The sequence below is a fragment of the Xylanibacter brevis ATCC 19188 genome, from assembly GCF_000621725.1.
Taxonomy (GTDB): Bacteria; Bacteroidota; Bacteroidia; order Bacteroidales; family Bacteroidaceae; genus Prevotella; species Prevotella brevis.
In genome coordinates this window covers 43997-65736 of record NZ_JHXM01000008.1, presented here as the reverse complement: position 1 = coordinate 65736, position 21740 = coordinate 43997, and the positions used below count along the sequence as shown (strand labels likewise).

Sequence of the window (21740 nt, the reverse complement as noted above, 5' to 3'; positions counted from 1 at the left end):
ATTATTTTAGTTTATTTTCTAATTCTTTTAATTGTTTATGTAGCATAAACTTCTTTTGCGGCTGACGTTCAAGAGCGATACGTTTTTTTAGAGCTTCAATCTCTTTTTTTAATGTTTGTTGCTCTAAACTTATTTTAATATCCTCCTTTAGTGTTCCACCCATTTCGGATATTTGAGTTCCAGCTACCTGTCGAACAAAATTTTCATAGAGAGCATCCATTGATGACCCCTCAATTTGAAGATTTCCTTCCGAAACATTTTGCCAGTCACTCTGATAAGTCTTTGTCACCTTATAGGGTTGAGTACTATTACCAGGTACTGCTTCTTTATAGTTGATAACCATGCATCTTTTACTGCCATTGTTTAATATAAAAATGGTATGTCTGGGAAGGTTCTTGTCTATAAACACGAACATTTCTGTTGGACACTCCATAACCTTCATATCCACTTCAAAGACAGTAATCTCATGAACGGCTTTCCCATCCGCAACATTTAATGTTGAAGGAGCAAACTTATATGCCCAAGTGATACGCTCTACTTCGTTTACGAAGATACGTTTCATTTTGGTATTAACCTCCAAATGTTTATAAAAAACATTTTTCGGTACATTCTTTCCTACACGTGTGCTATCTGGGAATTTTATCATACACTACTTTATTACTAAAAATGTAATCAATTCAAAGTCATCCAACCCTTTAATATCACCTAATAATGCAGTTGTTTCGCCAACTGAAAAAAGGCTGTCAAGGTCAGATTCTTCTTTTACACTGATAATGCTTTCTATGGCCTTATGCAGCAAATCACTATAGTGCCCCATCTTTCGACCATCCGCAGTAGCTTTGTTAAATGCTTGACATAAGTCCATATCAGGTTTATCTTTCCCCTTACATATATGTCTCATGCTATCAAGCAACTTTTTAGGATGTAGATAGTCACATATAACTTCACCCGTATCAGACAAATAAATCATGTAGAATGGGTGGAGTAAATTCTTCTTATCAGTGTTAATATCCTTATTTCTATTTCTAAGGATAAATATAACACCTGGCTTCACAATGTCATTACCACGAACAATAGCACTCATGCCGAACGGAGCATGTTCTACATCCTGATTTTCTTTGATATAAGCAAGTAAGTCAAGACGGAACTCATTCAGTCCCAAGTCCATAATATTGATTCCAGTGTCCATATCCTCAATATCAACGACTTGTTCTTGCAATCGTTTTAACTGATTCTTACGATATTCCAAATCTCCCTTTTCGTTTTCAGAAAGGAGATTGTCATCGCCTGTACTTGTCAACACTGTTGCTTTCATTCGGCTCTCTACGCGACCTTTCAATTTGATGTAATCATCAAGTTCCATATCTGGCCAGTAATTGACGAGCTGGATTACATCATTCTCACTACCAATACGATCAATTCGTCCAAATCGCTGAATGATGCGCACTGGGTTCCAGTGGATGTCATAGTTAATCAAGTAGTCACAATCCTGCAAGTTTTGTCCCTCTGAAATACAGTCTGTAGCTATCAGAACATCTATTTCATCTGTTGCTTTTGGGAAAATTGTTGCCCTATCCTTAGACTTGGGTGAGAAATAAGTAAGGACATTGTTATAGCTTAGAGGGAACTTGGGGATTGTACACTTACCATCAGTTGTTCCAGTGATAAGCGCAACATTCAGTCCACACTCTTTCTTTATTTTGTCAGACAACTCCTGATATAAATAATCAGCTGTATCTGCAAATGCAGTAAAGATAAGAACCTTCTTATTGCCATCGTTAATGTTATGCTCGAACTTATGCAGCAAGTCCCGATATAGCATCTGTAATTTACTGTCATGTTCTGGCGTAATATCTTTGAGCATGAGAAGAAGCAAATCAAGACGTTCCTTGTCAGCCAACAAGTCTGTACGCCAACTAAGGTAATCCATATCATTCAGATTAACTTTCGATTTGCGTCCCACCAAAGCGTCATCTTCTACATCGTAACTATCAAAATCATCCAAGAAATCGGTCACGTCAATTGTTTTGTTTGCACGATTCTTTTCAAAGTCATTGATTTGTTTGACTGTTTCATCAATGTAACCATCAATCCTGGTTATAGTAAGCCGGAAAGAATTTACTGAACTTTCCAGACGTTTGAGCATATTTGTGGCCATGAGCTTTCTCAATCCTTTTTCTCGACCATCTATAGATATACCACTGCCATCCAAGTTTATCTCATAGTCTTCTCTAGCACTCTCTAAAAGGTAAAGTGATGGAGTATATATACTCAAATTAAGTCTGTTCAACAACTCGGCTATTTCAGAAAAATTGATAGCACTATCCAGGTCAGTCAACTTCGGGCGACGGGTTATTGGTGCCAATCGAGTCGGGAACTTGCCGATATCTTTGGTATCGTAATATTTAACGATATGACTGCGCGACCTCGCTATTGTTACGGCATCTAACAACTGGAAGAAATCAAAACTTAATTTATCAAGCAACCGCTCTGTAGTGCGCTCCTCAGCGGGTAACTTTGCCCATGAAGTGTAAGCACGCTGGGCATTAGCAAACACGACATCGATACCTTTGTCTAGTTCCAATGCCTCGTTTATGATTTCTTCTTTACCTTCATAAGCCAACTGTAACTGATTACGCAAATCATTGAAGCGATTGTTCACCGGCGTAGCACTGAGCATCAAGACTTTTGTCTTAACACCTGCCCTTATCACTCGCTTCATCAAACGTTGATAGCGATTTTCTTTCTTTTTTGGTGCATCTTCATCCCAGATGTCCACATCATCTTCATCATCGATGTTTCCACCATTACGGAAGTTATGACTTTCATCAATGACGATAAGATCATAATTTCCCCAATTGATATGCTCCAAGTTCATGCCGTTACTCAATCCCTTATCACGTGATAGGTCACTATGGAAGAGAATATCATATCTCAAACGGTCACCAGCTATAGGGTTATTTTTGTAATTAGAACGGAAAGTTATCCAGTTTTCATTTAGCTTTTTAGGACAGAGAACAAGTACAGACTTGTTTCGGTTCTCATAATATTTGATAACAGCAAGAGCCGTGAAAGTTTTACCTAAACCCACACTGTCTGCAAGAATGCAACCATTATACTTTTCAAGTTTATTGATTATAGCAAGTACGGCATCACGCTGAAAATTATATAGCTTATTCCATATCAAGCTCGTCTTAAACCCAGTTTTTTCATTGGGCAAAACATCTTCAGAAATGTCATCAAGAAATTCATTGAAGATATTATAAAGAGTTAGGAAATAAACAAATTCGGGCGAGTTCTCATTATATACTGTTTCTATGTATTCCAGTACTCGTTCAGTTACATCAACAAACTTATCCTTATTATTCCATTGTTCATTGAAAATTTTAAGATATTCTTCTGCAAAAGGAGAAGGCATAACATTTACCATGGAGTAAACATTGTTGCCACGCTCACATCCCAGTTCTGTTGTTGTAAACTCATTGAATGGAACATAAGCATTCTGACTATCACCTTTCAGATGCAAGAAACCACCCATAGCTTCGTGTGAGGCATTTGACTTAAAACATACTTTGTTTCTTATCCATGCCGCACACTCCCTTGCTATCGCCTTTTGTTCCAATTTATTGCGAAGCTTTATTTCAAATTCACTTCCATACAAATTACGTTCGCGCGATAATTTAGGAATAAAGAACTCACGTTTTTCCTTCTTCACCTTCTCCTTGATGAAAGTAGGTGATGTGAAAATAAAACGTAACTCTTCTATACCTTCAAGCTCTTCCTTTAAAGCTTCAAAGGCATAAATTGAGAAAGATGCCGCAGCTATTGAGACAATAGGAGATTTTGACAATTTGACTCTCAAATCGTCAACGACTCTTTCTGAAACATTATTGATAACTTTGGGTAAATCCATAATTATAATGCGAACAAACGGATATTACTTCATTGATATATGAATTTAATAATCCATTTTTAATGACACGTTAATGGCTCGTAATAATTGTTTGTATGCCAGCTTTTACTTCTCAATATCCGGCAATGCTTCGAAGCGAACGAGATCATTCAAATCAACTTCTAAAACCTTTGCAATTTGCATCATAGTTTCAAGTGTGGGTTGAGCCATGTTTGTACACCATTTACTAACCGTAGCAGGATCCTTTCCTACTTGTTCGGATAGCCACTTATTAGTCTTGCCTTTCTCAGCGAGCATAACTTTAATGCGATTAATCTTGCGTTCCATGCGTACATTATTTATAATAAACTGTTGCAAAAATAACAATAAAAATTGAAAGTCAACTCAATTTTCATAATTTTTTCTCAATAAACACCTTTTTTATTGTGTTTTTTGCATTTTTTGTGTTTTACACAGTGTGTTTTTCAGCATTTATTTTCAAATACACAAAACGACATGGATTATGACAGCGAATGATTATATTTTAGAAAGCCAAGTCGTTCAAGCACGAGTTCTTCACTGAACGCACATAATCAATAAGGATGGTAGGGTCAAAAGCCTTGCCATCCTTTTTTGTTGTCAGATGCAGATGTTCACCAGTAGATGCTCCAGTATTGCCTGTTAATCCCAATGGCTCTCCAGCTTGGAGGTAGTCATTGGTCTTTACATATTGTTCTGACAGATGGCAATAGCTGACCGTGTAGTTAGCCGTCTGTACTGTCACGTATTTCCCAGAACGGCTGTCATATCCTACCCTAAGTACCTTGCCTGGCAGCATCGACAGGACATCCTCATGTCGTGCATGAAGATCAATGCCGTTGTGCATGATATACTTATGATATACAGGATGCATCCTCATTCCGAACTTTGAGTTAATATGTATCTTCTTCAAAGGGAAGGACACACTGAGGTACGTCCTCAGCCTCTCTTCTTTCCCTTCTATCCTATCGGGAATCTCAGCGGATGCCGTATCTGACGGCAGAATACTATCCTTCGGAGCAACTGTTTGTTCTGAAGGATTCTTTATTATCTTGATTGATGGGCGACTTGCAACATCACCGATGGTATTGAACTGTGCGAAACTTGCAATCGGAACAAATGCCGATATGAGTATTACGAGTATTGATTTTTTCATGGTACAAAGTTAGTGTTCTTGTGCCACTAAGAAAAATACCATTAGACAATACCTTACGATTATAACATTTGATAAGTTTTGAGTATGATTTCTCCTGCAAAATTATACTCAAATGTTATCAAGACTCAAAATCGACCTGATTTAGTATTTTCTTCAGCTAAGATGAATAATTATGGTGTACCTTCGCAGCCAAAATTGTTTCATCAACTGATAAAAATTGAAGAAAATGCAGTTTACCGAGAACGAAATTCCATTCCAGACCCTTGACCGTTTGGGTCTGACCCGTGAAATGATTGAAGACCTCCCTGTCAGGATTACCAATGACATTCTCGAAGGAAGACGCTCGCCCGTTCTTCCTATTATGGTTGTTGACAATGACGGCAATGAGGTCAAGAGTCGTAGCCGCTTCAAGCTCATCCGTAAAGAGGACGGCGATGTTGATGCTCTCTTCTATCCTGAGATAGAGAAAGCAGATCTTAGACTGTTCTCAGAGCAGAGCCGTACTTTGTTAGAACAAGGTAAGATTATCGTTGGCACCATTCCAGACAAGAATGGCAATATGGTACGCTCCTTTGTACAGATTGACAACGAGACCAACCAGGTATTGTCTGCACCAGTTCAGGTTATCGCCCGCAACCTCCAGTTCATTTCAGAGGATATCCATCTGAGCGAAGCCGAGTTTAACAACCTCCAGAATGGTGAGCCTGTCACCTTCGTCCGTGACGATGATGATGAGCCAATCACTGTTGGTATCGACCTTAACAACCGCACTGGAGTACGTGTATCTTCAGGCGATGCCAAGATGTGGAGCGAACAGCGAACCCGTGATTGGGACAAGTTCACCTTCGGCATCTACGGCTGTTGGGTCATGGGTGATGACGGCAATCTTGATTACGTCAAGGAAGAGGACTATACCGATGAACTCTGGAATGAGCAGAGAAAGGCAGGTCTCAGAAGCATGGGACACATGCGTTAATCAAAAACGATAACCCTAAAAAGAAAGGACAATGGCTACAAACAAGTATTATTCCGAAAGCGAGTTGGTTCAGAAAAAGCAGAGCGGCGAGTTTGGCTGGCTCGACTATGTGAACCATCACTCCAAAGAATGGCAGAACGAATATGCTGACTTCTGCAAAGATCGTGGACTGTCTGTTGGCGATGAGTCGGCAGAAAAGTTCGTTGACTACAAAGGAGAAGAACTTGAAAAGGCACTGGCTGATGGCAATGCCTGATTGTTGAATCTAAACAACACTATTATGTCGATACGTTCCAATTCTCTACCACTGAGAGGCGATTTGTCGCCAGAGCTGCAAGACATCCTCAGACGTAATGGTATGCAAGCGCACATCATCCGTCAGGGCGATGGCTTTCAGTTGGCAGTTCAAGGGCATGACTCTCCGCTTCTCACCTATCCCATCTCTGCCCAGCAGATGAAAGCCATGACAGACTGGGGTACGAATTATGCCAACAAGAATGCCTACAACACCTTTGCGGCACTTGTCGGCAATGACTTTTATGTTCCAAGGAACTTCGTACACGCTCGTAATGCCAACGGACGTGTTGCCATGGGACTTCACGGCTATAGGATTGGTGTCGGTGAATATGGCCGTATGGCTTGGGACAGACGTGGGCTGCATCCCATGTGGGGACTGCACGACCGTTTCTTCTTGGGCTGGACACCTCGACAGCAAGCAGGTTTCCACATGCGACGTGTCGGTGGTGCGCTCTTCATGCAGGGTGCTCCAATGGTTCCAGACCGTCCAGACGGTCGCATTAAACCAGGAGAGTTGCAGAATGGCGGTTACGGCTTCTACTACAAGGGACAGCAGACAGCCGTACAGCCTCCGAAACAGGATGTGCTGGCAGACCTACAGACAGTCATCACTCCTATGGAAGTGGCTCCACGGAAGCTGGAACCAGCTAAGCCATATAATGAGCTTATCACCTCGAAGGTCTATTTCTCCAATGAGAAGTTCAAGGAGTGTCTGGACAGTCACGGTATCGTGATTGATCCAGAAAAGAAGACTCTCACCATCCAATCCTCTGCCACCAAGCAGGATTTCGTCTATGACCTGACTGAGGAAGAAGTCAAGAAGCTGACAAGCAACTCCATCAAGGAAGTGCCTGTTCAGCAGCGTCTCGACATACTCAACAATGTCATCAAGGGCGACTTCAGCGAGAAGATTACGATGGATATGCTCAATTCCAAGGAGCAGATTGGCATTAAGCTGAAGCCAGAGGTCGAAGCAGAACTGAATGACCGTCAGACACTGATTCTGGGACAGGCGAATATTCCCCTGACTATGGACGGCAGACAGGTTCAGCTTGAACCTGAAGACCGTTCCGTTGCTCATGTTGACGGCAATGCCCTCTATGAACTCAATGAGGGCAAGGCATGGTATCGTGAGGGAAAGCATGGTCGTGAAGTCAATGTCGATGACATCAAGGTTGAGCCAGTCAGGAATGAGCAGGGTGAAATCGAGAAGGATGCCAAGGGCGAAGCCAAGTACCGCATGACAGCGGTCATCAACGGTGAGAGCATCAGCCATGAGATTACTCAGAAGCAGTATGATAAGTTCATGGCCATCGATGACTACCATCGCATGAAGCTCTTCTCCCACATCTTCAGTGAGGTGGATATGAAAAACATTCCTGGTATGAATACCAGCTTGGGCGCAAAGATCGGTGGAGCCTTGCTTGCCGGACTTGCCATCACACATGAGCTGACCCATGACTTCCACCATCACAGTGGGCCTTCCATTTTCATGGAGCATCATGGGCCTGACAGACCTCATGTGTATTTCAAGCCTGGTGTTGACTCACCGCAGGAGTTGGCATCAAGGGCTTTTGATGCAGGACTGAATGCTGGAGAACACGGCGTAGGATTAGGGCACACAAGGTAAAAGGATTTATTCAGGATAACAAAATGGCAGAACTCACCTACGACGATTTCAAAAACAAGCTCAGTATTCAGGATGTGCTGATAGACGCTGGCTACACGTTGAACAGACGTGACGGCTTGCGCTATCCGTCGTATGTAAGGCTGGACAGCGAGGGCAGACGTATTCGTGGTGACAAGTTCATTGTCACTGCTAATGGCCTTTGCTGTTTCCAGCCGCCTACGCGGAAGAATTACAACGTAATCAGCTTCATCAAGGAGCATCCAGAAATGTTCTCTGACTACACGGCTGGCATGGATAAGGACAGACTCGTCAACCTTGTCTGCAACAGGCTTTTGAATAATCCTATCGAGGAAAGGGAAAAGAAGATTATCAATCCACAGCGTGACCTTCCACCTTTCAAGATAGATGATTACAAGCTGCATCGTTTTGACGGCAATGACAGGGAAACGCAAAAGCCGTTCTATCCTTATTTCCAGCCAAGAGGTATCAACCTCAGTACGCAGTATGCTTTCCATCACCATTTTGTCCTTGCAGAACGCACTGTTGGCGACCAGACTTACAAGAACCTCTCCTTCCCCATGACCATTCCTGGATCTTCAGACGGAAAGATTGTCGGTTTGGAAGAAAGGGGAAGAAGAAAGCAGGACGGCACATCTTACAAAGGCATGGCCAGAGGCTCCAATGCCAGTGAAGGGCTTTGGATTGCCAGTCCGATTGGCACCAAGCTACAGGATGCCAAGCGAGTCTTCATCTTTGAGAGTGCATACGATGCAATGGCTTTCTATCAAATGCTGGCAGGTAAAGACAGTAACCTAACCACTCAGGAAAAGAAGGAACTTGTTGGTGGTGTCTATGCTTCTACGGGCGGTAATCCATCCGCAAAACAGTTTGAAGGATTATTGAGAACTGCCAAGGATGCCACTTTTCACATGGGCTTTGACATGGATGATGCCGGAATGAAGTTCGCAGACATGTTCAGGGATTTGGCAGAGAAAGCCAACGTCCCAAGTAACCGTGTCGTCCGTGAGGAAACCAATGACGGCTATAAGGACTTCAATGAGGAGCTGCTTGCCATGATCGAGCGTAAGAATCATCCGCTGGCAAAGGGCAATGTCCCTGAAGAATACAAGGCTTACGTGGATTTCTTCAGAAAAGGAACGGATGACATACCATCCACGAAAGATGTGCTTCATCCGAATAGTGAGCAGATTGACCTTCTTCCGAAGTCAGTCCAGAAACTCTATGCCAGATATGAAGCCCTGTATGAAGATGCCTACGAGATGCGTTCTTCCAGACTTGTAGCACCATGCGACAAAGAGGAAGCTATCAACCAGGCATCGGAGGCATGGAAGACTTTCAAGGAGAGTCTTTGCAAGGCTCTTGACATCAAGGAAGACACAGCAGCACTTGACGTGGAATCCGAAGATGTTGGCAATGACAAGAAGATACAGCATGACGTGGACTATACCACCAGTGTTGACGAGCAAGGCAACGTTGCAATGGAGGTAGAGACATCAGACCAGGAAGAGCGAAGACATTATCATCGGTAACTATGGAACAGGTAATCAGACGCTTCAACATCATCACGCTTCGCCCACATTGGGCGCAGTATATCATCAGTCAGGGATTGATGTTCCTTGTCAGTATGGTACTGTTCCTTGTTGCCGGACATGAAGCCATCACCTTCAAGGCACCATTCCTGATACTTGGTACCATCACAACCCTTATGATGCTTTACGGCTGTCTGTATCTGTGCAAGCTTAGGTTCATTGTTTCCTCTGAGCAGCTTATCATCCAGCATGGCATCTTCCATAGGACAAGCGACTACATTGAGCTTTACCGCATCGTGGACTTCAGCGAGAGCAGGGATATACTGGAACAGTTGTTCGGACTAAAGACCGTCAGCATCTACAGCGGCGACAGAACCAATCCAAAGCTCGACATTTACGGAGTGAAAGAAAAGCTCGATGTGGTGGCTATCATCAGAGAAAGAGTTGAATACAATAAACGCAGAAAAGGCATTTATGAAATCACCAATCGGTAACATCTATCCTATGAACAAAGACCGATGGCATTTTGACCAACGGTGGTGGACAGTCGCATTCATGGCATTTGTCCTTTTGTGGTTGAGTTTCGGGAAAGCCCATGCCCAGATAACTTCAAGCAATCCTTTGGAATATGTGGCACTGGCAGAAGGCAATGAACTCATCAATGGTCAGATCAAGACCCAGATTGATGACCAGCAGAAGACCGCACTGCTTCAGAACGGCATTGCAGCCGAGTTTACGATGATTCACAAGTGGGAAAAGAAGTACAACTCCTATCTGAAGACGGTGGACGGCTATGCCAGTACATTGAAAGCCTGTACCACACTATATGATGACGGTGTACGCATCTTCATCAATCTCTGCAACCTGAGAAAAGCGATGGCCGACAATCCGCAAGGTATCGTTGCCACCATGTCGATGAACAACCTCTACATAGAGACGGCCACGGAACTTGTGACCATCTACACAACATTGAGGGATGCCATTGCCAAGGGAGGTACAGAGAATATGCTTACTGGAGCAGAGAGAAGCAAGACCCTTTGGGCACTCAATGACAGGCTCGATGCTTTCAATAAGAAACTCACCAAGCTCTATCTATCCATCCGCTACTACACCATGACTGATGTATGGAACAGTGTAACCGCCGGAATGCTTGACCGTACCAATGGGGAAATAGCACTACAGGCCCACAGACGATGGATAAGATGTGCCAGAGCTGCATACTAAAACGGAATGAATCATGTTGAATAAATCTTTCTTTGTCATAATCATGCTGACTCTCGCCCTCCCCTTCGGGGGAGTTGGTGGGAGTATGCTCCATGCTCAGGGCAATGACCCTGTGCTGGCAGGAATGATTGCGCTCTATACGGACAAAGCCAAGAAAGAGCTGAAGCAACAGGAAAAGATGATGCTGCTGGAGGCAACAGGCCATATCTGGATTACCGAGGAGGTCAATGCTACCACAGACCTTCAGAAGGAGTTCAACAAATACCTTGATGACTTTCACAGCATCATAGCCTATGCAGCACAGATATACGGCTTCTACCATGAGATTGACAGGATGGTTGACAACCTTGGAAGTTTCAGCCATCAGTTAAGTGCTCATCCCACTAATGCCCTTGCAGTGGCACTTTCCGCTAATCGTAACAAAATCTATCGGGAGATTATCATGGGAAGCGTGGATATTGTCAATGACATCCGTCAGGTCTGTCTCGCCAATACCAAGATGACTGAGAAGGAACGTCTGGAGATCATCTTTGGCATCCGTCCCAAGCTCAAACTCATGAACAAGAAACTCCAGCGTCTTATCAAGGCGGTGAAATATACATCCCTTGCTGACGTGTGGGCAGAGATTGATTACAGTGCCAGGAGTGAAGCGGACAAAGCCAGTATCACAAGGCAATGTATGGAACGCTGGAGGCGAAATGGGAGAAGATAATTGATTGTTGAACTTAAAGAGCATAGAATATGAGTTGGAGTTCATTACTCAAAGCAACATTTAAGTACGGTGGCCGTGCAGCCAAGGCAACGGCTTCATCCGTTGGCAGTGCTGTCATCCATCCTCAGAGAACCATCAAGGGACTCGGCACAGCCACCAAGACCGCTGCTGTCGGCGGTGCTGCCGCATACGTCGGTTGGGAAAAGCTGACCACGGATAAGAGTGTCGCTCGTATTGTTGGCGATGCTGTCGTAGGCTCAGATACCATTGATACGGTCAGTGACAAGGTTGATGGCGTAGCCAATACCGTAACTGAGCTGAAGGATTCCGTTGGCGGTGCTGTCGATACCATGAACAATGCCATGACCAGTGTGGATAGCAAGTGGAGCGGCATGTCAAACTTCCTTCGTGGTGTGTTCTCTGGCAACGGAGGCGATATGTTCAGTAACTTCTTCAGCAACCTTGGCAAAGGCAATGTGTCAGGTCTCAGCCTTGCAGGACTGGTACTTTCAGCCTTGCTTGTTTTCGGACGTTTCGGATGGCTCGGAAAGATAGCCGGAGCAGTCCTTGGCATGATGATGATTGGCAACAATGCCAATATGAGTCAGGTGCTGGGAGGTGGACAGCAGAAGCCTTTGGCACAGGAAACACCACAGAGGGAGCTGCCGAAGCCACAGGCACAGGTCGTTCAGGTGGATGAACCGCCAAGGGAACAGATTCACAGGGGCAGATAATCAAAGACTAATTTTCAAGGATAACAATATGCAGTTTACACATGAAATGATACTCCAGTCAGACAGCGGCTACTGTATGCCGTTTGAGGAGAAGAACAAAGATGTAGAGATGTCGCTCGGCTACGGCAAGCAGAAGCACCCTAAGACAGGAGAGAAATTCTTCCATCATGGGATTGACTTCGATGTTAAGCATTACCTGCTTTCTGCTGTTGCTACAGGTAAGGTGTCGGGATTGGGAAATGATGCCATTCACTGCATCTATCAGGTCATCCGCTACGGCAACTATGAAGTGACCTATTCCCATCTGAGCAATGTCTTTGCCAACTACGGACAGGTAGTAAAGGCAGGTCAGGTGGTCGCTGTGAGTGCCGACATGCTCCACATGGAAGTTAAGTACAATGGCGAGGAAATGAACCCGTTGGAATTTCTCACCATGATTTACGGCAACCTCAAAACAATGGAACAGCAAGGTCAGGTAGGTGCCGTGCCTCAGTTCGTCACCATCGACATGGACGTGCATACCATGTACGACAAAGACCAGAAGGAGATTGAAGAGCTGATGATGCGCTTCTTCCCGGATTACATGAGTGACATGAGCAATGGCCTGTACTCCATTCCTGAGCATACGGAACTTGCGCTTCGCAACATCTTCACGATGTCAGCGATGAAGAACTACTTCTATGAGACCCTGCCCAGCATGGCAAATCCTTTGGGTATGGGTGCCAGGAGCATACCATTGGCTGAGAAAGTGCAGAACCTGCTGATAGCTGATTTCCTCAATTATCTGGCATTGAGGCATCATGTCTTTCTCAGTACGATGTCCGCACTCGAAAAAAAAAAGCTGAAGACAGAGCCGTAGCCAGTAGCGGACTCATTGATCCGCTGGCAGAGCTGGAGATTGACGTGCAGAGCTTCGATATACCAAGACTTGTGAGTGTCTATCCAGACAAAAGCGGAATCCGATGGTGGACAAAGGCATGGTTCAACAACAGCGAGGCTGGAGAAGCAGCCATAGAGATTGACCGTATGCTGGCAATCAAGTTCATCAATGACAATGTAGATAAGGACGAATGGTTAGAGGAATACTTTCCAAAACAGATGGAAGTCTATCATCACGCCATCGAACAGACAAAAGAACAGATATTAAACCAATTGAACTTATGATAACAAAAAGATTGTTTTCCATAATTTTCGTTACGCCTATGGCAGTGTCCTCATTCGCAGACAGTGGCTTGTCTGGTTTGAGCGATGCTGCTGACGGCGTAGGTTCTTACCTTCCTTATGTTCAGGGAGTGTGTTATGTGATAGCTGCCGTGATAGCCGTTGCAGGTGCCATGAGCATCTATCTGAGTATGCAGACCAATCCTAACCAAATCAGGAAGAGGATGATGATGACTGTAGGCAGCTGTATGTGCTTCGTGTTGATGGCTACCGCCTTACCTCAGTTCTTCGGAGTTGATGGCAGTGGTTCTTCCACAGAAGGAAGCAGCAGTTCATCTACAGGTAGTGGAACTTCAGACGGTTTCCTTGCCTCTGACCAAGGAGGAATCTCACAGACTGGCATCAACACGGAAATACCATCCTTCCATGACAAAACTGGAAACTGGATAACTTTCCCTCCAGAAACGAATATGACAGTCGCCAATCACCTGATGGACATCTATGATCATTTCGGGTCAGGACGTGAAGGTTCCTATGGACGTACTCTTGCCTACATTCACAATGCCTATCGTCAAGGACAAATCGACCATGACATGTTTGAGCAGCTGATGAGAATATCGGGTAATCTACCCCATAACTAATCTGTAACATCACTTCAAGTAATGGCAGAAACAAGCAACGATAAGTTATTCAGGACTAAGGTCTTGCCAATAATGGACAAAGTAATGCGAGACCTTCGGTTAAAGCAGTCTGAAGAGATGGCCATCCATACCAGCAGCTTGCCATATATCATGGCTGGAGCAGCAGGGCCTGACGGAGGAATGTCGGCACAAGCAGCCAGTCTTGCCTCTCTCAGATACACGGGAAAATGGAACTCCAAGCATACTGAAGACTACATTCAGATGGTGAAGGATGAGCTGAAAAAGCAGCACATTACCGTCACTCCAAAGATAGAGAAGATGATGATTGAAAAGATGATCAAGGATGAGATTCCGAAGTCATCCATTGACTATATCATGCGCAAGGCAGCAACCAACACCATCTTCTATCTTCCCCAGGCACTTAATAAATCACCACTGGAGAACCATATCACGGCACAGGCTGAGAAGAGATATAAACCATCCACTTTGGAAAAAGGAACAGGTTATGTCTTGGGAGCAGCCGCAGACTATATGACAATGGGCGGTATCGGTGGCAGTTGGTCTGGAGCAGCCAAGTTTGTTGGCGTTGACCTTGCCTTGAATGCTGCCATCGACAAGGTGGGAGCAAAAGAAACCGATGATGTTCCTTTGATTATTGCACCCGAACATAGAGCCGAATACAAGGCTACTCAGGCAAAAAGGAATCAGGAACAACCCAAGTCATCTCCAAAACCAAAAGAAAACACCCCAACAGTGGAACGGACAACGGAAACACAGGAGCAGCCTGTAAAAGAGCAAAAAGAAGTCGCCCAGACTCAACCTGAAACACAGCAGGAGCAACCACAACAGACCAATCAGAATGGCTGGAGCGGTTTGCTCAGTTCTGTTGGTCTGAACGGCATTTCCGACATAGGACACAATCTCGGCTATGTACTGGCCATGCTGCCAGACATGCTTGTAGGCATTTTCACAGGTAAGACCAAATCCCTTGGTCTGAAGGACAATATGTTGCCTTTAGCCAGTATAGTGGCAGGTATGTTCGTCAGGAATCCCATTCTGAAGATGGTTCTTATCGGTATGGGAGGACTCAACCTTTTGAACAAGGCAGGTCACGAAGCCTTGGACAACCACAATGGAGTCAGCTACGGACAAGGTGGAAATGCCAATGTCCGGGGCAACTACAAAGTCTATGAGGATGAAACCCTCAATGCCCGAATCTCGCAACCGCAGATTAAGGGCAACTGTCTGATTGCAACCATCGACAAGGTTCCATGTACCATCGCTTTGCCGGACAGAGTGGTGGACGCATACAATCAGGGCGCACTGCCTCTTAACACCCTTGCCAATGCCGTACTTGCCAAGAACGACCAGATGCGACAGATAGCAGCTGAGAACTATGCAGCCAGTGAGCAACAGGCTCAGACCAGGACACTTGCACAACGATAACAAACCCATTAAAACAATAGATATATGCAGGAAAAGAACCCACAGGAGAAAGCAGCAGCCGAAAAACAGGCTGAACTTCTCATCAATGCAATGGAAAGAGCCAAGGAGAATGGCGGTGTATGGTTGAACCCATCAGAGAAGACGGCACCACGTTTCTATCCACGAGGTGTCAATGTCTCAGCCTTCAATGCCATGACAATGGCACTTCACAGTGACCAGAACAACTACAAGACCAACGAGTACACGCTTTTCAGCGAAGCCAAGAAACGCGGCGAGTCAGTACAGTCCAAGGAAAAGGGAGTTCCCTTCAACTGGTACAACTGGAAGGAATATGTCAACAGGCATAATCCTGAAGATGTCATCAGCCGTGAAGACTACAAGGCTTTGGACGAAAAGCAACAGGCAGAATACAAGGGAGTCAGAACCCGTGAAGTCCGTGCTCTGTTCAATATTGACCAGACAACCCTTCCTTTCGTTGACAAGGAACGCTATGAGCAGGAAGTCAAGGCACATGGAACCTCTGAGGATCGTGAGCACTCCAAATCTGAGAGTGACCACCTGCGTATTTCAGTCAATGACTTCATCCTGAAGACACGCGACAACCTTGTTCCCATCCGTCTTGATGGCAGCGGTGTTGCCCATTACGATTCCAAGAAAGATACGGTGTATATGCCCAGTGAGAAGGATTTCGAGTCTTACAAGGACTTCACCAACGAACTCATGCGTCAGGTGGTAAGTGCCACAGGCAATGCACAGCGTCTGGGACGTAACGGCATGAACAACGGAAACACCTCTCCTGAAGATGCAGCAAAGCAGGAACGCCTTATTGTCGAGTTGGCAGCTGGCAGTAAGATGCTTGAATTGGGACTTCCTGCCAAGCTCTCTGCTGAAAGCATGAAAATGGTTGACTACTGGCAGCGAGAACTCAAAGAGAATCCCTGTCTCATTGATGTCGTGGAGATGGATGTCAACAATGCTCTGGATATGCTTCACAAGGCAGAGCGTGGTGAGAAGGTTGAGTTGGCATCCCCACAGCAAAAAGAGGGAACTCAGGCAGAACAGCCCAAGCACTACTATGTCGCTGATGAGCTGAAGAACCTGCCCAACAAAGACACCAAGGAATTTGTCGTAGTACGTGACTCCGAGGCAAAGAAAGCGGATGTCGTACTCCCTGCAGGTGCTTCCTTAGAGGTGGACAACGAAATACCAGGCATGAACAAAGGACGTATCGAGAAAGCCTTGCGCAAGGAAGGCTTTGAGACCGTTTCCTTCTTCAACATGGATGGTTCATTGGGCTATCGTCCTGATGACAGTTTCTTCGCTGGCAAGGAAGTTTCCGTTTCCAAGCTCAACAACTGGGAACTGAGAGACCTTGCCAAGCTCGATGTTGCAGAAGCCGTCAGCCGTTCCAACTCTGTTGCTTTCGACAAAGTGCTTATGCTGAGGGATGACGCTGGCAAGTGGGCGATGTTCCTGAAGCCAGAGAATGAGCCATCCTTTGCCGTATATGCTGACAAGGCAGATGTCAACCGCTTTTTCGTGACCATGAAGCAAGGCAATGAAGAAGCCAGTGACCACATGCGTCTGGAGATGGCTTCAAGATACTATGCTATGGCTATGGAGAAGCCTGAGTTGAAGACAGACCTCTTCAAGAGTCAGGCTACAGCCGAGGAGTTGGCACGTATCGAGCGTGTGAACATCTTCAAGACCAAAGCCACAGACAACAAGCCGAGTGTCATTCTGTGCGTACCTACCATCGACGGCAACAGGCTTCAAGCCCGTGAGGTCAATCAACAGCAGTGGCAGCGTATGTGGCTGGCTGATGACAAACAGGACTACAAGACTCATCTTGCAGCATCCCTTTTTGCCGACGTGCTCCGTAAGGAACGTACCGATGCAGTAGCCGTTGGTACCGACAAGACAGAGCAGGAAGCACAGTCTGAAACCAAGGAGCAGACTAAGAATGTCGAAGCCCATGAAGAGGAAGACAAAAAGGAAGAGCAGAAGGAAGAGCAGACGCAATCTGAGAAGAAGCAGGAAGAAGAAAAGCGTCGTAACTCTCCAGAGCAGAAAGAGAAAGAGCGTAAGGAGGAAAAAGCCAAGGAAGAAGCCACCAAAGCAGAGACCAAAGCCGTAGCAGCCGTAGTCCTTTCTCCGATTATGAAGCAGTTCCTGGACTTAAAGAGCAAGCATCCTGACGCTCTTCTACTGTTCCGCACAGGCGATTTCTATGAGACTTATCAGCAAGACGCTGAGAAAGCCTCTAAGATACTCGGTATCACTCTCACTAAGAGCACCAAGCAGAAAGGGCCTGATGGTAATGCTGTAAAAATGGCAGGATTCCCTTACCATGCCCTTGACACTTATCTGCCAAAACTCATCCGTGCCGGAGAGCGTGTAGCCATCTGTGACCAGTTGGAAGCTCCCAAGCAGACGGCAAAGCGCGGTATCTCAGAATTGGTGACACCTGGTGCTGCCTCTGAAAAGGAAGCAAAGGCAGAACCAGAGAAGCATCAAGCCTTTCATCGATAACCCAAAAGAATAAAGAAAGTGACAGCATCAAGACAAAAATATATTGAGGAACATGCAGCGGAAGCTATGGAGCAGATGCGCAGATATGGCATCCCTGCATCCATCACTCTTGCCCAAGGCATCATTGAGTCAGCAGAAGGAAAGAGTATGCTCGCCAGAACTGCCAATAACCATTTCGGTGTAAAGGGTGAGTTCAACGGCGCATACGTCCGTGCCGATGATGACAAGCCTAATGAGAAGTTCAAGAAGTACGATAACGTTGGGCAGAGCTATGAAGACCACAGTAAAGTCCTCATGGCAGACCGCTACCAGAAATACACCAGGAACCTCTCTGCTGATGACTACAAAGGATGGGCTGCTGGCATCAAGGCAGGTGGTTATGCTACCGCCAAGAACTATGTCAGCACCATCGTTGGAGTCATTGAAGGGGCAAACCTGCAGAAATATGACCAGATGGTGATTGAACAGGCTAAGAGAGAGGGAAAGAAGATTGGCACCACAGACTACCGCAAGGGGGATGTGTCTGCCACTCCTGCCAATAGTGTTACTGCAAAGCCCACTCCCAATGGTCTTTATTCCCTTCCTTTGAAACGAGAGGAGTTTATGCTTGTGACTTCACCTTTCGGCAACCGTCGTGACCCAATGGATCACAGCAAGACGCAGTTCCATAAAGGAATTGACGTAAGCTGCAAGAACGAAGCACTACTTGCCACAGAGAACAACGGCAAGGTGGTTGGTGTGAACCACAATGCCAACACTGGCGGCGGCAAGTCGGTTACGATTGAGTATAACCGTGAAGATGGCAGCAAGTATCAGACGACCTACATGCACATGTCGAGCATCGACGTGAAGGTTGGAGATAATGTCAATGCCGGTCAGAAGATTGGCGTATCAGGAAATACAGGAACCAGGACAACAGGGCCACATTTGCATTTTGAGGTCAAGACCATTGCCAGTGACGGCACGAAACGCAATATTGACCCAGCTGCATATATCGCAGAGATAAGCCAGAAAGGTGGATTGTCTCAACAGCTGCTTCATAACGGAAAAGACTTGTTGGCCAGCTATAAGGCTGCTAATCCTGTAGCTCAGGAAACTGTCACAGCCCAGCAGCAGATTGACACGAATATGTCACCTGACGAATGGATGAAGAAAATCTTGTCTTCGGAGGACAGCGGTATGAGCATGAACCCAAATGGTGACCCAGTGATAGAGATGGCCATGACTCTTTTCACCTCACTGATGGCATTGGCAATCCAGATTGACAACAAGAGCGAGGAGGAAAAGATGCAAGCTGTCACTGATGCAGCAGCCAACAGACAGATAGACCTGACTTCTCTCCTCCCCCAGATGAAAGTGTGCAATCTCATCATTTCCGATAACAGGCCACTTCTTCAGGTGGATAACGGCACGGTGAACTTCACCCATGAAATCACCAATGCTGAAATGACAAGACTCCAGCAAGCCTTGGGAAACAGCAGCCTCTCAGAGGATGACAAACGTCGTGCGGTAGCCAGTGTGGTGAACGGCATTGTTGTTTCACAGCAGATGTCCCAAAACTATCAGCAAGGCATGGATGCACAACAGAACCAGGAACAATCCATTCAAAGAAAGTAACATGAAAGAAAGGATCTTCAATAAGGTATTGACCTTGCTGATAGCCGGAGCAATTATCGGCAGCATCATCTATGGACTTTATTGCCTGTTAGGTCTGATTGGATGCATTATCTATTGTTCTGTCATGGTTGCCTTACTGTGCTGGATAGCGGAAGACATCAGACATGCAGCAACAGAAGACCAGCAACTATAACTTTTCTCTTAATATTAACTTCTAATTTTCAGCTTTTATGATTAAATGTAATGTAACAGTTTGTGGTACCATCTCACGCACAGCGCAGATGCGTACAGGTAAGGAGGGTAAGCCCTTCATGTCATTAGGTATTAACGTGGTCATCCCTGCCAAGTCTGGCATCAACAAGACCGTAGAAATCAGCGTGGCCAAGGATGGCGGCTCTCAGGAGGAGCTTGCGAACTATCCTGTAGGCAATCGTGTCGAGGTGGTTGGCACTCTCACTTTCCACAAGAAAGGAGAAGCTTTCTATCTGAATCTCTCTGCCACAGGCATCAACACCTTCAGCGCAGGTTCTGAAGACAGCATCAAGGGTGATATCGAGTTTCGCGGCACTCTCGGCAATAAGATTGAGGAGAAGAAGGACAAGAAGGGCAATCCCTTCTGTGTATTCTCAGCCTTCAGCAGCGAGAAGAACGGTGAGAACTACGATTATACCTGGATCCGTTTCCTCCAGTTTGGCGAGAGCCGTAAGGACTGGATGCAGCCCAAGGCTGGCATCAATGCCAAGGGTGAACTCCAGATGTCTGTCTATAACGACCGTCTTGACATTGCTTGCCGTGTCAGTGAGGTGTCTAAGTGGGACAAGACAGCTAACAATCCTAACACCTAAAGCCTATGCGTAAGGATAATAAATATAACCATGCAGGGCCATCAGCCGAAGACCGAGCTTTGGAAAAGTTCGCCGAAATGATGATAGAGAAAATCTCAACTCTTCAGAGCGACTGGAAGAAGCCTTGGTTTACGGAGGGTGCCCTCACATGGCCAAAGAACCTCTCAGGCAGGGAGTACAATGGCATGAACGCCATGATGCTCATGATGCACTGCGAGAAAGAAGGCTTCAAGTTGCCTGTATTCTGTACCTTCGACCGTGTGGTTGGTCTCAACTACGGCAAGGACAAGGAAGGTGGTAAGGTGCAGCTTACCGATGCAGAGGGCAATGAACTACCCAAGGTGTCCATCAACAAAGGAAGCAAGTCCATCCCTGTATTCATCACCACCTTCACCTGTGTTGACAAGGAAACAAAGGAGAAGATTAAGTATGATGACTACAAGCGACTTTCAGAAGAGGAAAAGGCAAAATACAACGTCTATCCGAAACTGTCTGTCTATAACGTCTTCAACGTTGACCAGACGAACCTGAAGGAAGCTCGCCCGGAACTGTATCACAAGCTGGAAGAACAGAATCAGCAGGTGCGTCCACAAGTGGCAGAAGGAGAAGATTTCTCTTTCAAGCCAGTTGACCACATGATTGAGCATAACGAGTGGATTTGTCCCATCAAGCCTATTCATGGTGACAATGCCTATTACAGCATTTCAAAGAAGGAAATCGTCATACCAGAGAAATCACAGTTCAAGGATGGTGAGTCCTTCTATAGCAACCTTTTCCACGAGATGGCTCATTCAACAGGTGCTGAAGACCAGTTGGACAGGCTCAAACCAACCTCTTTCGGCAGTAAGGAATACAGTACCGAAGAACTGAAGGCAGAAATGACGGCTGCGCTTGTATCTCAGCGTTATGGCATGACCAAGCATCTGAAGGAAGATTCAGCTGCCTATCTCAAAGGCTGGCTGGAGAGTCTGAAGGAGGAACCAACCTTCATCAAGACAATCCTGACGGATGTGAAGAAAGCATCACAGATGATTACCCAAAAGGTTGATGCCATTCAGCTTCAGCTGGACAAAGGTGTTCAGGAAACGAGAGACGAAAGCAACGACGTGAAGACTCCTGAGAAGAATGAACAGGAGGAAGCCAAGACAGAGGCAAAGCAGTCTGAGCCTCTGGCAGCAAAAGCACTTCCTAAACAGGAGGAGAACACCGGCTATCGGTTTCATCGCTGATCATCCTCTATAACAAAGTTGAAGGGCACTACTCATCACGAGCGGTGCCCTTCTTCATT

At 45.6% G+C, this 21740-nt stretch carries 20 protein-coding genes and 1 pseudogene; 17 read left to right on the top strand and 4 right to left on the bottom strand.

Annotated elements, in window-relative coordinates:
- Position 1: 1 nt before the first annotated feature.
- The 4 genes from T433_RS14730 to T433_RS0105315 all read right to left on the bottom strand — a co-directional run bounded on the left by T433_RS14730 (position 2) and on the right by T433_RS0105315 (position 5087).
- Entirely contained in the window at positions 2-646 is a 645-nt protein-coding gene (locus T433_RS14730) for a DUF4391 domain-containing protein (protein WP_044109278.1), read from the bottom strand.
- A gap of 3 nt (positions 647-649) precedes the next feature.
- The gene (locus T433_RS0105325) at positions 650-3913 is read right to left on the bottom strand and encodes a helicase-related protein (protein WP_027455129.1); all 3264 of its coding nucleotides are present in this window, start codon (positions 3911-3913) and stop codon (positions 650-652) included.
- A 105-nt stretch (positions 3914-4018) separates the two neighbouring features.
- Positions 4019-4240 carry a helix-turn-helix transcriptional regulator gene (locus tag T433_RS0105320; RefSeq protein WP_027455128.1) on the bottom strand — a complete coding sequence of 74 codons (222 nt, stop codon included), beginning with the start codon at positions 4238-4240 and terminating at the stop codon, positions 4019-4021.
- 196 nt (positions 4241-4436) lie between these two features.
- A complete protein-coding gene (locus tag T433_RS0105315) occupies positions 4437-5087 on the bottom strand; it encodes a M23 family metallopeptidase (protein WP_044109276.1) in 651 nt (216 codons plus the stop codon).
- 217 nt (positions 5088-5304) lie between these two features.
- Here T433_RS0105315 and T433_RS0105310 point away from each other — a divergent pair, with 217 nt between their 5' ends.
- The 17 genes and pseudogenes from T433_RS0105310 to T433_RS14710 form a co-directional block, all read left to right on the top strand.
- Complete coding sequence (locus T433_RS0105310) at positions 5305-6063, top strand: DUF4099 domain-containing protein (RefSeq protein ID WP_027455126.1); 759 nt, start codon at positions 5305-5307, stop codon at positions 6061-6063.
- Between the two features lie 31 nt (positions 6064-6094).
- On the top strand, positions 6095-6319 hold the full coding sequence (locus T433_RS0105305; RefSeq protein ID WP_027455125.1) for a hypothetical protein: 225 nt from the start codon (positions 6095-6097) through the stop codon (positions 6317-6319).
- 24 nt (positions 6320-6343) lie between these two features.
- Positions 6344-7990 carry a hypothetical protein gene (locus tag T433_RS0105300; RefSeq protein WP_027455124.1) on the top strand — a complete coding sequence of 549 codons (1647 nt, stop codon included), beginning with the start codon at positions 6344-6346 and terminating at the stop codon, positions 7988-7990.
- Positions 7991-8013: 23 nt separating this feature from the next.
- The gene (locus tag T433_RS0105295) at positions 8014-9540 is read left to right on the top strand and encodes a toprim domain-containing protein (protein ID WP_044109275.1); all 1527 of its coding nucleotides are present in this window, start codon (positions 8014-8016) and stop codon (positions 9538-9540) included.
- 2 nt (positions 9541-9542) lie between these two features.
- Complete coding sequence (locus tag T433_RS0105290) at positions 9543-10034, top strand: PH domain-containing protein (protein WP_027455122.1); 492 nt, start codon at positions 9543-9545, stop codon at positions 10032-10034.
- Between the two features lie 61 nt (positions 10035-10095).
- Positions 10096-10764, top strand: a complete 669-nt coding sequence (locus tag T433_RS0105285; protein ID WP_155808396.1) for a hypothetical protein — start codon at positions 10096-10098, stop codon at positions 10762-10764.
- Positions 10765-10807: 43 nt separating this feature from the next.
- Complete coding sequence (locus tag T433_RS0105280; protein WP_081778380.1) at positions 10808-11476, top strand: hypothetical protein; 669 nt, start codon at positions 10808-10810, stop codon at positions 11474-11476.
- A gap of 29 nt (positions 11477-11505) precedes the next feature.
- On the top strand, positions 11506-12210 hold the full coding sequence (locus tag T433_RS14725) for a hypothetical protein (RefSeq protein ID WP_044109272.1): 705 nt from the start codon (positions 11506-11508) through the stop codon (positions 12208-12210).
- Positions 12211-12238: 28 nt separating this feature from the next.
- Entirely contained in the window at positions 12239-13069 is an 831-nt protein-coding gene (locus tag T433_RS0105270) for a M23 family metallopeptidase (RefSeq protein WP_027455119.1), read from the top strand.
- A gap of 23 nt (positions 13070-13092) precedes the next feature.
- On the top strand, positions 13093-13374 hold the full coding sequence (locus T433_RS0105265) for a hypothetical protein (protein WP_027455118.1): 282 nt from the start codon (positions 13093-13095) through the stop codon (positions 13372-13374).
- Positions 13281-14012 (top strand): DUF4134 family protein, encoded by a 732-nt coding sequence (locus tag T433_RS15850; RefSeq protein WP_081778379.1) that lies wholly within the window; start codon positions 13281-13283, stop codon positions 14010-14012. Before T433_RS0105265 ends, T433_RS15850 begins: the two co-directional genes overlap by 94 nt.
- A 72-nt stretch (positions 14013-14084) precedes the next feature.
- Complete coding sequence (locus T433_RS0105255) at positions 14085-15458, top strand: hypothetical protein (RefSeq protein ID WP_248616489.1); 1374 nt, start codon at positions 14085-14087, stop codon at positions 15456-15458.
- Positions 15459-15482: 24 nt separating this feature from the next.
- Positions 15483-17990 (top strand): MutS N-terminal domain-containing protein, encoded by a 2508-nt coding sequence (locus tag T433_RS0105250; RefSeq protein WP_027455116.1) that lies wholly within the window; start codon positions 15483-15485, stop codon positions 17988-17990.
- A gap of 66 nt (positions 17991-18056) precedes the next feature.
- Positions 18057-19607 (top strand): glucosaminidase domain-containing protein, encoded by a 1551-nt coding sequence (locus T433_RS0105245; RefSeq protein ID WP_044109271.1) that lies wholly within the window; start codon positions 18057-18059, stop codon positions 19605-19607.
- Position 19608: 1 nt separating this feature from the next.
- A complete protein-coding gene (locus tag T433_RS14715) occupies positions 19609-19800 on the top strand; it encodes a hypothetical protein (protein WP_044109270.1) in 192 nt (63 codons plus the stop codon).
- 37 nt (positions 19801-19837) lie between these two features.
- A complete protein-coding gene (locus tag T433_RS0105240; RefSeq protein WP_027455114.1) occupies positions 19838-20452 on the top strand; it encodes a hypothetical protein in 615 nt (204 codons plus the stop codon).
- Positions 20453-20457: 5 nt separating this feature from the next.
- A pseudogene (locus T433_RS14710) lies at positions 20458-21552 on the top strand (zincin-like metallopeptidase domain-containing protein); the annotation flags it as partial.
- Positions 21553-21740 lie beyond the last annotated feature (188 nt).